This window comes from Komagataeibacter melomenusus (genome assembly GCF_013155395.1).
Classification (GTDB): Bacteria; Pseudomonadota; Alphaproteobacteria; order Acetobacterales; family Acetobacteraceae; genus Komagataeibacter; species Komagataeibacter melomenusus.
In genome coordinates, this window is sequence record NZ_JABJWC010000002.1 from 33,979 (window position 1) to 47,636 (window position 13,658).

Here is a 13,658-nt window from a genome sequence, read left to right on the forward strand (position 1 = left end):
GCGGCACGGTGCCCCCCGTAATAGTCCGCCCTCCCGCACCAGCGAAGCCCGAACAGGCGTAGCCTTTACAAAGCGCCGGAGGCGCTGCTTGACCATGTCCATGACTTTTGCCGATCTTGCCCTGGCGCCAGAACTCCTGAGCGCACTGGCCGAGGAAGGCTATGCCCACCCCACCCCCATCCAGGCAGGCTCCATCCCGATGCTGCTTGCTGGCCGCGACCTGCTGGGCATGGCCCAGACCGGCACGGGCAAGACGGCCTCGTTTGCGCTGCCGCTGCTCCACCGCCTTGCCATGAATCCACGCCCCGCGCCCAAACGCGGCGCGCGCGTGCTGGTGCTGGCGCCCACGCGCGAACTGGTCTCCCAGATCGCGGATGGCTTCACGGGTTTCGGGCGGTATCTCAAGCCCGGCATCACGACGATTTTTGGCGGTGTCAGCCCGTTTCACCAGATCAATGCGCTCAAGGAGGGGGTGGACATCATCGTGGCGACCCCCGGGCGACTGCTCGATCTGATTGGCCAGGGCGAATGTGACCTGTCGCAGCTTGAGGCGCTGGTGCTTGATGAGGCCGACCAGATGCTCGACATGGGCTTTGCCAAGCCCATCGAGCGTATTGTCGCAACCCTGCCCGCAGACCGGCAGACCGTGCTGTTCTCGGCCACCATGCCCAGATCCATCACTGTTCTGGCCGAGAGCCTGCTGCGTGATCCGGCTCGGGTCGAGATTACGCCCCCCTCCACCACCGTGGAGCGGATCGAGCAGTCAGTCATGTTTGTCGATGCGGCTGACAAGAAGGCCGCCCTGCTCGAACTGCTGCGCACGCCGGGCATGGGCCAGGCCGTGGTCTTTACCCTGCAGAAGAACATCGCCAACGAGGTCTGCGCCTTCATTACCGAGGCGGGGATTACGGCCGAGGCCCTGCACGGCAACAAGTCACAGGGGCAGCGCGAGCGCGCGCTCGAGGCCTTCCGCTGTGGCGCGGCACAGGTTCTGGTGGCCACCGACATCGCGGCCCGCGGCATTGATGTCGATACGGTGACGCATGTGTTCAACCATGACCTGCCCAGCCTGCCCGAAAGCTATGTCCACCGCATTGGCCGCACCGGGCGCGCGGGCCGCACGGGCTTTGCCATAACGCTGTGCGATGCCGAGCAGCGCGCCTGGCTGCATGGCGTGGAGCGCGAAATCGGCCGCACGCTTGATGTGCGGGCGGACCATCCGTGGCATTCCGAGGCCGCGCGCCACTCCACCATGCGCCCCCCTGTTCTTGGGGGTGGCCCGGTCAAGCAGGTCAAGCCGCAGAAAACGCGCGAGCGCAAGATCTGGACCGAGGAAGAGAAGAACGCCGCCCGGGCGGCAGCCAGGGCCGCCAAGGCCTGATTTGCCTGCCTGGCGGGATAGTGGCGCGGTGGCGGCTCGGCCCGTTCCCGCGCCGGTAAACCTTGGTCGGCTCAGGCAGGCACAGGTTCCGCCGCAACGGGCCTGAGCATCGGTGGCGCCTGCCAGTGCCCCGTATCAACATTTTCGATCTCGCCATCGATCTCGCTGACAACCTGCCGCGCAAACGGGCCAAGATGCAGGTAAAGCGCGCTTGTCATGACCACATAGGGCAATGCTTTGGGATTATGCAGCGCGCAGTCCAGCAGCATGCGCCAGAACTGTCCGGCTGTGCCCGGTCCTGCGCGATGGATACGGAACATAAGCCTTATAAAGCTGCGCAGATCGCCCTTCACCATCCGGTGGCTACGCTTGCGCCCGAGCAGGCGCCCCAGCCTGCGCACGCGACCGAAATAGGCGACAGGGTCATAAATCGTGCTGAGCACCGTCCTGTAATCGCTCAGCACGTCGCGGCGCGGGCGTTTTGTCTCGAAATTCAGCCCCGCCGTGCACTGGTCGCCCGACTGGGTCTGCTCGCTGCCCGAAAACAGCCGCCCTTCGGCCAGCAGGCGGCGCGTCAGCTGCGTTGTCGGCAGGGCATAAAGCAGGCCGACCATGCAGACCGGGATCGATGTATCCTCGATGCATTCGATCATGCCCGGCGCGACGCTGCCCTTCTCGCTGTCAAACCCCACGATGAAGCCCGCATTGACGAAAATGCCGGCCCTGTGGATCGTCTCGATGCTCTGCTGCAGGCTGCGCCGCGTGTTCTGCTTTTTCTGCATCAGCACCAGGGAGTCCGTATCCGGGCTTTCGATGCCCACGAACACCGCGAAGAAGTTCGTGTCGGCCAGGCTGCGCAGCAGGTCGGCGTCATCAGCGAGGTTGATGGAGGCCTCGGTCGAGAATTCGAAGGGGAAGTCCTTCTCATCCTGCCAGCGCTTCAGGTCGGGCAGGAATTTCTTGAGCGCCTTTTTATTGCCAATCAGGTTGTCATCGACAAAATCGACATGGCCCCGGTAGCCAAGCGCGTAAAGGGCATCGAGTTCGGCCATGACCTGAGCATTGGTCTTGGTGCGCGGCACCCGGCCATAGAGTTCGATGATGTCGCAGAACTCGCAACTGAACGGGCACCCGCGCGAGAACTGGATGCCCACATGCAGATACTGGTCCAGCTTGAGCAGGTCAAAGCGCGGCAACGGGCTTTTGGTCACATCCGTCTTGCCCATGGGGGCTTCAAACACGCCCTGCCGCACGCCGCTGCGCCAGGCGGCGATGAAATCCTCCATGATCTCCTCGGCCTCGCCCAGAACCTGAAAATTGGCGGCGCTGTAAAGCGATGGGCTGGAGGTCACGTCGGGGCCACCCACCACCACCGGCCTGCCGCGCGCGCGGCAGGTCTCGATGATGTGCAGCGCATCATTGCGCTGCGGCAGCATGCCGCCGGTCATGACCATGTCGGCCCAGTCGTAATCGGCATCCGTCAGGTCTTCGGTATTGCGGTTGACCAGCCGGACTTGCCAGTTCCGGGGCAGGAGGGCTGCGACCGTGACCAGGCCAAGGGGGGCCGCCGGATAGCGTGCGCCCGCAAGGTCGCAGGCTTCCTTGTAGTTCCAGAATGAATTGGCGTTGAAAAGCGGGAAGATCATCAGGACCTTGCAGGTTTCGGTCATTATGATGAAATCCTTTGGCGTGCCTCCTTCGCATGATCAGAACGGCCTCCCCGATCGGGGGTGGGGCATACGTGGATGGGTGGATCCCGCAGTGGTGAAATGGCGATAGTCCGGCACACGGTCGTCATAAAGATCTTCCATCAGGATGAAGGCCCGCTTCTACACCCCCTGCCCCGCAATAGCGAGAAAAGAGCCTTTGCTATGCCGGATATGTCCCTTTTCAAAGTGTAACAGCCCTGTGCATGGACCGGAAACCCTGAGCCCCGACCCAATGGGCAAGGGCTGTAATCCACCCCTGAGCCTGCCCTGGCTGTCCCATATCGCTTTCAACGGCACCTGCATTGACGTGCTGGCCACAGGCAGGCTGCTCTTGCCGCAATTCATGGAATATGAAGGCGGCGTGTTTCCGGGCAGGGAATTCGATGTTGCCGTGTCTGAACCGGAAGACGGGCACGGGCCGGCATGATGACACATTCGAATATGAAATTTTTAAGAATATTGAATGAAGTTAAGATGAAATAGAATATAGCGGTGTATAAACAGAACAGGGAATTTGTTAGAGGGCCTCCATTAAGATTCATTTTGGAACGCCCCATGGCAATGAGAAAAGTTTTACTTCTGAGTGCAGTCTGTTTTTTTGCCCAGAACACAACGGCATTTGCCAAAGAAAAAACCGATAACCGGCACGGTGGCACAAAAAAGACAGACCATGCCACCGCCGATCCGCATCACGACAGGATGCGGGAGGATGGGGAAAAGATTGCCGTGCACGCCACGCATAAAGAAGCAGGCGGCGGCATGATGGCCTATCACACCACGCCCAAGACGGTCAGTTCGCTTACGCATGACTATATTGACATGCAATCGCCAACATCCACGATTGAATCCCTTATCCAGACGCTGCCCGGTGTTGTCTCGGCCAGTGAAGGCCCGTTGACGACCTCTTTCTCCACCATCCATATCCGTGGCATGGGCCAGTCCGAGATCGGCGTCACGTTCGAGGGCATTCCGGGCGCCAACCCCTTTACCTACAGCACCTATACCCCCTCGCTCGTTGATAGCGAGAACATCGGGCAGATCAATGTCATGCAGGGCGCGGTTGATATCAATTCGCCCACCTACAATGCCACGGGCGCTGAAATTTCAACCTCCATCAGGCGTCCTTCCGCCAAGCAGAACATTTATGCGTCGACCTCCGGCGGGTCTTACAGCACCAACAAGGATTTCATCCGCTATGATACGGGTGAAATCGGTCATTCAGGGGTGCGGGCCTTTGTATCGGGGTCTTATGCGCGCAGCGACATGTGGCGCGGCACGGGCGAGGTACGCAAGTGGCATGTCGATGCAGCCCTGGTCAAGACATGGTCAAAGGGCAATGAAACGGAAGCCATATTTGGCTGGACCCAGGCCAGGCAGAATGAATGGCTCTATCCCTCCATGGCCAACTGGAAAACCTATGGCACGAATTATGGGCTGAATGACCAGTATTATGAAGGCGACACGCATTATGCCGGGCTTGATGGCAAGAACACGGGGTCGATATATGGCGCGCTGAAAAACCATTTCAGCTTCGGGCATGGCCTCAGCCTTGATGCCGAGGCCTATTCGGTCGAATTCCATGGCCCGTATGAATACGGCGAAAGCAATCTCGCCGTATCCAGCGGCTATGTCGGGTCTGAAAAATATAAATACCTTGATAATTACAAGAACCTGCCCGGCTATGATCCGACAAGCAAGAAACTGACCGCCGCAGAAGTTTCGGATTGGTACACAATATCATCCGGCCTGACGCTGGTTGGCAAATGGCACCACAAATTCAATACGCTTACGTTCTCCTACTGGTATTCATACGCAACCGAAGGCGCGCGCGACCGCTATTATCCCGTCAATGGCAAGGGGCAATGGAGCACGTCCGAGCCGTACCTGACCGCAGGCGGCATTCCCATCGGTGAAGATAACGAAAACGGCAAGCAGCAGCTCAACAGCTTTGCCGTTGATGATAAACTGTCGTTTTTGAATGACCGCCTGACCATTGATGGCGGCATCCGCATGGCCATGGTCAGCCGCCAGTTCACACAGGACCTGCCGGGGGTCAGCACGGCGCCGTCCATCCGCAACCTGTTCATCCCCGCCCCGCAGGTGCTGATCAGCTACCGCTTCAACCCCAACCACCAGATCTACGTCAATGGCACCACGGGCTACCATCTGCCCGCCTCGTTAAGTTCGCAATTGCCCGAATACAGCTACACGACCGGCAAGCCCCTGCAGATGGCCATGAGCCAGTACAAGCCCGAATACATGATTACCGAGGAACTGGGCTACCGCTACAGCGGCCTGTTCATGGCCAATGTTGCGGGTTTTCATTACAATGTAACGAACCATCAGGTCTCATCGGAAACGTACCAGCCGGGCACCACGACCGAGATTTCGCAGGTGATCAACGCGGGCGGGCTTGAAGCGTGGGGCCTGCAGGCCGAACTCGCCACCCGCCCGTGGCACCATGTCAGTTTCTATGCCTCGGGGCAGTATATGTACACCCAGAATGGCAACAACATTGCCTATGGCGGCGGTTATCTGCAGACCAAGGGCAAGCAGGAAGTGGGCGCGCCCAAATTTTCCGGCTCCCTTGGCCTGACGTATAATGATGGCAAATGGTTCGGCAATTTCACCTTGCAGTATACCGACTCCCAGTATGCCACCCTCATGAACGATGAGAGCATTCCCAGCTATGTCACGGCCAATCTCGGCTTTGGCCGCACCCTGCCGCAGGTTGGCCGGGTCAAGCCGCGCCTCAAGATCAACCTGACCAACCTTGGCAACGAGCATTACCTCTCTTCAATGTATTCCTACACAACCAATGCGACGGCGGCGGCAGGTGTTGGCGGCAAGTCTTCTGCGCCCACCTATGTCATCGGCGCGCCCTTCGTGGTCATGGCGACCCTTTCCGCCAATTTCTGATAGCCTGCCCCCGCCTCCCCCGATCCATCCCTACTACTGCTGCTGCTGCTGCTGCTGCGCGAGCGAACCATGACGACACGTAGAGATTTCCTGAAATATGCCCTCCTGACCGGTGCCGCGGGAGCATCCTCCCGCCTGCCCGCCTCCATCAGCCGGGCCTTCGCCATCGCGCCCGACGTCGGTTCCACCTGGCAGGATGCCGAGCATGTCGTGATCCTGATGCAGGAAAATCGCTCTTTTGATCATGTATTTGGCACCCTGCAGGGCGTGCGCGGGTTCAACGACCCGCGTGCCATGCGCCTGCCCAACGGTAACCCGGCGTTTGTGCAGTCCAGCCAGTCTGGCGAGACCTACCTGCCGTGGCGGCTCAATATCCGCGATACGCGCGTGACATGGATGGGCTCCATCCCCCACTCCCGCGACAGCCAGGTCGATGCGTGGAACAGGGGCGGCCATGACCGGTGGATTGATGCCAAGAAGTCGCACCACAGGGAGTATGCCCGCTATCCGTTGACCATGGGGCATTACACGCGCGAGGACCTGCCCTTTTACTACGCCCTGGCCGATGCCTTTACGGTATGTGACCAGAATTACTGTGGCGCCATGACCAGCACCACCCCCAACCGCCTGCTGTTCTGGACCGGCACGGTGCGCGACCGGCAGGACCCCACGTCGAACGTGTACATGCGCAATGGCGAGATCCTGGAAGGCGGCATGACGTGGCGCACCTTCCCCGAGCGGCTGGAACAGGCGGGCGTTGCGTGGAAATTCTACCAGAACGAACTCTCGCAATCAGGCGGCATGAGCGGGCCGGAGCGGGCGTGGCTCTCCAATTTCGGGTGCAATGTGCTCGAGTGCTTCGATCAGTACCATGTTGGCGCCAATCCCGGTTTTGGCGCGTGGCTTGAGGAGCGCATCAGTGAATGCCAGACCCATATCGACCGGCTGAACACGCATGAAATGCTCGTATCGGGCACGCACGCCGAACAGTTGGCCGAAGCGCGCAACCTGCTGGCCGTGCTCACGCGCCGCCGTGCTGCTGTGGGCGAGACACCGGAGAAACTGACGCCTGCGGAACGCGCCCTGTTCGAGAAAGCCTTCGTAACCAACACGGGCGACAGGAATTACCGCAAGCTGGAAAAACTGAAATTCCATGATGGCGGCAAGGCCATCCACATGCAGGCGCCCAAGGGCGACGTGCTGCATCAGTTCCGCCACGATGTGAGAACGGGCAGGCTGCCCACCGTGTCATGGCTGGCAGCGCCCGAGCATTTCTCCGATCATCCGACCTCGCCCTGGTACGGGGCGTGGTACGTATCCGAGATCATGGATATCCTGACCGAAAACCCCGAAGTGTGGAAGAAAACCATCTTCATCATGACCTATGATGAAAATGACGGGTATTTCGACCATTGCTGTTCCTATGCCGCCCCCGACCCCAATCGGCCTGAAACCGGCGTGTCATCACGCCGTATCGGACAGAAGGGGTTGGAATATACCAGCGCGCAGGATGAAATCGACCGTGGCGTGCCAGAGCGCCTTGCGCGCAGCGGGCCGATCGGGCTGGGCTTTCGCGTGCCGATGGTCATTGCCTCGCCCTGGAGCCGGGGGGGATGGGTCAACTCGCAGCTGTTCGAGCATACCTCCACGCTGCGTTTCCTTGAGGCTTTCGTGCATGCCAGATTCGGCAAGGACGTGACCGAGACCAATATCTCGCCGTGGCGGCGGGCCATCAGCGGCGACCTGACATCGTGCTTCCGCCCCTATGATGGCAGCGTGCCCCACCTGCCTTTCCTTGAGCGCGATGCGTATCTGCACACCATCGAGAGCGCGCGCAACCGGCCCCTGCCAGGTGGCTACCGGGCCCTTGACGATGCCACGATTGCCGCCCTGCGCAACAATCCGGCCAAGGTGCGGGAAAGCGTGATGCAGGAATCCGGCACGCGGGCTGCTTCCCCCCTGCCCTATGAACCGTATTGCGATGGCGGGGTCTCGGCGGATGGCAGGCAGGTGGCCGTGCATCTGCGCGCGGGCACGGCCCGCTTTGGTGCCCGTGCCGCGGGCGTGCCGTTCAATATCTATCGCCATGGCGTTACAGCCGAAAGTGGCATGCAGGCGGGCACCTATGCTGTTGCAGCAGGCGATGCGCTTGACGCGGCTTTTGCCCAGTCCACCTTCCGCAACGGAGTCTATGATGTGGACGTGCATGCCCCCAACGGCTTTTACCGGCGCTATAGCGGCAAAAAGGGCGGCCTGCGGCTCCAGGCGGCCTGCACCTACCTGCGCGGGCCGGGGCAGGATCTGGTCGTGACCCTCAGCAACCATGGCGCGAAAAACGTGCGCCTGACCTGCACCATGGCCCCCTCCGGTGCCACGCGCGCGGTGCATGTGGCGGCGGGCGGCAGCGTGGCCGTGGCGTTTGACCTGATGCAGGGCATGCTGTGGTATGATCTTACCGTGTCGAGTGCGGATGAGCCGGAACTGCTGTATCAGTTCGCAGGGCGTATCGAGACCGGGCAGCCGGGGCGCACCGACCCGGCCATGGGGGCGGCCCATCCGGCCTGACCGGCCAGTCCCTGCCCTGCCTGTGCCGTGGCCCTGAAAACTGCTAGAGCAATTCCACTGAACTCAGGTTTAGTAGAATTGCTCTGACTCATTGTTTATCGAGCATCTGCTCCGGACTCCGGCCTGTGGCACCATGAAACCAGGCAGGGTCATCATATGAACGAAGACACACGGCTCGATCTCGTCAGGCCGGATCTTGTCGAACGCGGGCGCAGGCTTGCCCCGGCGCAACGGGCCGCCATCGCCCGCGCGGTGGCGGCATGGGCCTGCCATGTCAGCCACGCCGAACCATATCTTGATGCCAGCGTGCGGGCCTGGCTTGCCACGGGCAGGGCTGGTCCATGCCTGAACCGGGATGCCATCGGGTCCGTTATCGAATGGCTGGATAACGCCTGCTTCGATTCACAGGAGGAGGCCGATGGCTACGATGCACAGGCCATGGCGTGGTTCAGCAAGGCCCGGTCGGTCAACGCCGTGCTGTATGCGCTTGATGGGGCGGACCCGCGGGCTTTTTACGATACAGTGTACGAAGCCCATGCCGCGATGGGTGAGTGCAGCCAGATCGAGGCCATCTGGGCGCGGCATGAAGCGTAAGCGCCTCACGCCTGGCGGATTAGTCCACGCATCGGGGTTGCCGTCGCACCGGGGAAGACCGTGGCCATGCCCGCAGGCTCCAGCCGCATGTGATCACACAGCAGCCCCGCCGCAACGCAGCGCAGGTCGGTGGTGGGCGCAAGATCACGATTTTCAAACAACTGGTCAGGGCGCAGGCCCGGCCACGTGCCTGCTACCCGGCCCCCGGCCACGGGGCCACCTGCAATGAAGGCGACCGTGCCCGTGCCATGATCCGTGCCACCCGTGCCGTTGATCCGCACCGTGCGGCCAAATTCGGTCATGGCCAGCACCACCGTGCGCGACCAGGCCGGGCCAAGGCCATCACGCAGGGCGGCGAGCCCGCGGTCGAGTTGCGCCAGGGGGCGGCCAAGGCGGTCAACCTGCCTTGCGTGGGTGTCCCACCCGCCAATTTCGAGGGCGGCGATGCGCGGGCCACGCCGGTTGGCCAGCATGCGGCCTGCCGCGGTTGAAAGGGCCAGGAACGCATCGGGCCTGCGGCCCTTACGCGGGGCGGCGGGGGCAGTCCTGCTGCCTTCCATCACGGTATCGGAAAAGCCACGGGCCTGCAGGGCATTGCGGAGCGCAGGGCCTGTAACCGGGTCATCCGCGTTAAGGGCCGCGATCTGGCGGTACAGATCCGGGTCGGGGTGATGGCTGGCCGCGGGCGCGTAGCAGCCGACCTCCGCCGGGCCACGCAGCAGCAGCGGCACGGTCAGCCCCATGGCCAGGCCGTAGCCATCCGGCCCCGCATCGCGCTGGGGCATGAGCGAGACGGCCCGGTTGAGCCAGCCGCTATCCATGCGCCCGTCCGCGCCGCTTTCAAGGTAATCCTGCGCCTCGAAGTGCGAGCGGCTGCGATAATTTCCCGCCACGGCATGCACCGGCAGCAACTCGCCTGCGCCATAAAGGGCGTGCATGTTCTGCAATGCCGGATGCAGCCCGTAGAAGCCGCCCATGTCAAGCAGCCCCCCGGCAGTACCAGGCGGGGGCAGGATGAGCGCGCGGCGATGGGTGGCAAGGTCCGGATCGCCATAGGGCGTGACGGCGGACATGCCATCAAGCGCCCCGCGCATGATGATGACAACAAGGCGCGGGTCATCTTCATGGCTGGACGGGGCCGCCATGGCCAGCGAGGCACACCCCAGCGTCCAGCTTGTGGCCAGGCCCAGCAGGGCCGCGCGACGACGGATCAACATGACTTAACGCCTCTGGAATTCGGGGGAGGAGAACAGGAGCGTCAGCGCATCCTGCCGTGAGCCTGCATGCTGCATGGCCGTGAGCGTCTGCGCCCGGAGTGCCGGGCCAAGCACGGCATGGGCAATATCCAGCGGGTCGCCATCGCGCACCTGCCCCGCCATCTGCCACGCCCAGTCGCTGCGGGCCAGCATGTCGGCGGGGGCGGCCCAGTCGGCGGCGCGGTCACTCCAGCCATTGGGCAGCGGCGCGGTCCATAGTGGCTGGCCCAGCGCGGCAAAGGCTGCAAACAGCGTGTGCGCGGGCGAGCGGGGATCATCGGGCCGGCTTGGCGCGCCACCCATCGACAGCGCGCGCATCACTGCCGTGGCATAATCCATGGGCGAGCGGAACTTGCCGCCCTGCGGGCCCGTATCCACCAGCGTGGGCAGTACCAGGGCTGCGGCGGCCAGGTTGCCCCCCGTCTGCTCCAACACACCGCTGACCTGCGTCACGTCGCGCGCATCAGGCGTGTCGGTTATGAAATGGGTGACCATCCGGGTGGCAATATGGTGGTAGGTGGCTGGATGCGTGCCCAGGAAATGCAGCGCCTGCAGGCCGCCTTCCTCGCCATCCCCAAAGCGGTGGCCCATCAGCATTCTGGGGCCGGGTTCATGCGCCTTTTCGCGGAAGACAAAGCCGGGCCGGTCTGCCTTGAGGTCCACGCCCCACCCGGTGAGGATGGCGGCGAAGGCCGTGACATCGGCCTGCGTGTAGCCGCCCTGTGGCGAGAGGGTGTGCAGTTCAAGGCATTCGCGCGCCAGGTTCTCGTTCAGGCCCCGGTGCCCCCTGCGCCCTGCCGGGCTGTCCGGCCCGATGGATGAGGCGTTATCAAGATACATCAGCATGGCCGGGTGGCGCATGACGGCCACCAGCATGTCCACGAACCGGCCGGTTACATGGGGCCGTATGGCTTCGCGCATATAGGCGCCAATGATCGCGCGCGTGCCGCCCTGACGCAGGCTGACGGTAAAATGGTTGAACCAGAACCACGCCAGCCGCTCACGAAAAGGCTGGCGGGTCAGGAGCAGGTTGTCAAGCTGGGTCGCCACCTCGGCCTGAAAGATCGGTTTGACCAGCGGGTCGCCCTGTACCCTGTTCATGCGCTGGGTGTGCAGTGCAATCAGCCCATCCGCCGTGGTGCCCACGCCGGTAAAGCGGGCAGCATCGGGCTCATGCAGTTGGCGCGCCAGCCAGTCATGCGGCGTGTCTGCCAGTGTTTGCGTGCCCCGCGTGCCCCAGCCGAACCTGTTCATCATTTCCAGAGACTGCATCAGATTCCTGTCCTGATAAGCGGCGGCTGCCGGTACAATACGATCAGGCCCCAATCAATCAAGGTAGCGGGCCATGCGCGTTGATGGAGGCGGCGCCGGTGGCCCGGTGGGCATAACACCACACGGCGTGCCGTTTTATGGAACATTTATGAAATTATGGCATGCTGCCCCGACGGCGCCAGCCTGATGGCAAAGGCTTCCGCAGGAAACGGCCTGCCCCGCCTTGCGGGCAGCATTGGTCATGCCACGCTCTTATTTTTTAAAGAAATCGGCAATATTCTGCCACACGTTGCGGGCGATGATGTCATGCCCGGCCTGGTTGGGGTGGGTTGTGTCGGCAAGCCACTTTGTCTGGTCAAGCACATTGGCAAGGGGCTCGCCGGAGAGGAAAAGATCGAGTTCGGTATCAGCCGTGATCTTTCCGTCCTCGACTGCGCTGGCAAGCGCCTTGCGCGGGGCGCCCTGTGTCCCGGCCTCATCAAGGAAGGCAATGTGGTAGCCAGCCTGCCGCAGGCGTTTGGTGACCTGCCCGAGGTTATGGACCGTCTCGCCGGTGCCGATATGGTGCAGGTGGTCATTGAAGCCGCCAAACACGACCGCAACCTTGCGGCCGGGCTGGCGGGCCAGCTTTTCGGCTGCGGGCACCATGTCGCGCATCTGTTTGGTCGTGGCGCCCGATACGGCAAGATTGTAGCTTTTGTAGCGGGCATAACGCTGCATGAGATAGGGCCAGTTCGTGCCATCGCTCAGGCCGTAGCCTTCCGTCCGGCTGTCGCCAATGGCCACGACCGTATCGCGCAGCTGCGGCATGTGGTCGCCCGCCACGGCGGCGGCGGCTTCAAAGTCCTGTTCCTGCCCGGCGGTGGCGGCCTGGTCGGCAATGACGATGCCGGTCCACTGCCCGGTATTGCGCCCCTGTTCAAACCATGATCCGCCATCGGCATTATAGCCGATATACCCGCCCGAGAACGTACCCTCGGGCAGTGCGCCGCCAAGCTCGGCATGGTTGTTGCCATTTTCAAGGCGGTAGCCAGCCGGCGTGGCGCTGAGGCCGAAGGCTGCGGGGTCGTTGCTGATGATCAGGTCCGTGCGCCGGTCCGGGCTGCGCATGTCGGCTACATGCACAAAGCCATCAAGCGTGTAGCTACCCATGAAAACCTTGAATTCCTGCCCCTTCTGCCCAAGCATGAGCGGCACGGGAAAGGCCGAGTAGCCGGAATTGGATGAGGCATACGTGCCCGTGGTGCCAAAAAAGAAGCTGTTGGCAGGCACCTTGAGGGTCTGCGGCAGCACAAAGCCACCCGGCCCGTTATTCTCGCCCCATGACAGCGTTTCCTGTCCCGAAACCTGTACTGCGCCGATATGCACGACATGGTGCCCCGGCGTGGCCTCGAGGTGGTTGCCGTGGCCGGTCTGGTCATACACGCGTGTCACGGTGGCGAAGGTGCCCGCATCGCGCGCGGCCAGGACGCGGGCAAGGGTTGCGGTATCGAGCGTGCCATCGGGGCGTATGTCCAGCGTGGTGGCAACCGTCTGGCCGCCTGCCGTCGTTTCGATATCCACGGCGGGGCCGGCATAGCCACCGACCATTTGCGTAGGCCCGCCGGCAAAGACGGCATGCGGGCCAAACGTATCGGCCGGAGCGCGCGATGTGGTCACGGGGGTCCACTGCGCCGCACCCTGCGCAAGTGCCGTTGCGCGCCAGGCCTGCCCGCCTGCCTGCCACAGATCGCCCGGCGCGTACCCCCTGCTCCCGTCATCACCCGCGCCGGGCGGGCGGTTCAGGCCCTGGTTTGCGGCGCTGTTGGCGGGAATGCAGGTTTCCGCGCCCTTGTGGTCATCTGCCGGGCATTGTGCCGCCATGCCGGCGGCGGGCAGGCTGCCAGCGGCGATGGCCGCGATACAGGCCAGAACTCTTCCGCGCGTTTCCATGTAATGCTGTTCCTGAACATAAGGTGTAGG

At 62.6% G+C, this 13,658-nt stretch carries 9 protein-coding genes; 5 read left to right on the plus strand and 4 right to left on the minus strand.

Features of this window, described 5'->3' with window-relative positions; translation table 11 throughout:
• The first annotated feature begins 94 nt into the window (after positions 1 to 94).
• Positions 95 to 1,381, plus strand: a complete 1,287-nt coding sequence (locus tag HNW77_RS01165) for a DEAD/DEAH box helicase (protein WP_172154597.1) — start codon at positions 95 to 97, stop codon at positions 1,379 to 1,381.
• 71 nt (positions 1,382 to 1,452) lie between these two features.
• On the opposite strand, the gene HNW77_RS01170 is transcribed toward HNW77_RS01165, so the two are convergent.
• Positions 1,453 to 3,051, minus strand: a complete 1,599-nt coding sequence (locus tag HNW77_RS01170; protein WP_172154599.1) for a B12-binding domain-containing radical SAM protein — start codon at positions 3,049 to 3,051, stop codon at positions 1,453 to 1,455.
• Positions 3,052 to 3,322: 271 nt separating this feature from the next.
• Here HNW77_RS01170 and HNW77_RS01175 point away from each other — a divergent pair, with 271 nt between their 5' ends.
• From HNW77_RS01175 to HNW77_RS01190, 4 genes are all read left to right on the plus strand, one after another.
• Positions 3,323 to 3,517 (plus strand): hypothetical protein, encoded by a 195-nt coding sequence (locus HNW77_RS01175; RefSeq protein WP_172154601.1) that lies wholly within the window; start codon positions 3,323 to 3,325, stop codon positions 3,515 to 3,517.
• Positions 3,518 to 3,816: 299 nt separating this feature from the next.
• Positions 3,817 to 6,009 carry a TonB-dependent receptor gene (locus HNW77_RS01180; RefSeq protein ID WP_276592057.1) on the plus strand — a complete coding sequence of 731 codons (2,193 nt, stop codon included), beginning with the start codon at positions 3,817 to 3,819 and terminating at the stop codon, positions 6,007 to 6,009.
• A gap of 69 nt (positions 6,010 to 6,078) precedes the next feature.
• On the plus strand, positions 6,079 to 8,574 hold the full coding sequence (locus HNW77_RS01185; protein ID WP_172154603.1) for a phosphocholine-specific phospholipase C: 2,496 nt from the start codon (positions 6,079 to 6,081) through the stop codon (positions 8,572 to 8,574).
• A 156-nt stretch (positions 8,575 to 8,730) separates the two neighbouring features.
• Positions 8,731 to 9,168: a hypothetical protein gene (locus HNW77_RS01190; protein WP_172154605.1), complete on the plus strand. Its 438-nt coding sequence runs from the start codon at positions 8,731 to 8,733 to the stop codon at positions 9,166 to 9,168.
• Between the two features lie 5 nt (positions 9,169 to 9,173).
• Here the strand turns inward: HNW77_RS01190 and HNW77_RS01195 are convergent, their stop codons facing one another.
• The 3 genes from HNW77_RS01195 to HNW77_RS01205 form a co-directional block, all read right to left on the minus strand.
• Positions 9,174 to 10,385 (minus strand): DUF1501 domain-containing protein, encoded by a 1,212-nt coding sequence (locus tag HNW77_RS01195; protein ID WP_172154607.1) that lies wholly within the window; start codon positions 10,383 to 10,385, stop codon positions 9,174 to 9,176.
• Between the two features lie 3 nt (positions 10,386 to 10,388).
• Positions 10,389 to 11,696: a DUF1800 domain-containing protein gene (locus HNW77_RS01200; RefSeq protein ID WP_172154609.1), complete on the minus strand. Its 1,308-nt coding sequence runs from the start codon at positions 11,694 to 11,696 to the stop codon at positions 10,389 to 10,391.
• A gap of 252 nt (positions 11,697 to 11,948) precedes the next feature.
• Positions 11,949 to 13,628, minus strand: a complete 1,680-nt coding sequence (locus HNW77_RS01205) for an SGNH/GDSL hydrolase family protein (RefSeq protein WP_172154611.1) — start codon at positions 13,626 to 13,628, stop codon at positions 11,949 to 11,951.
• Between the last annotated feature and the right edge of the window lie 30 nt (positions 13,629 to 13,658).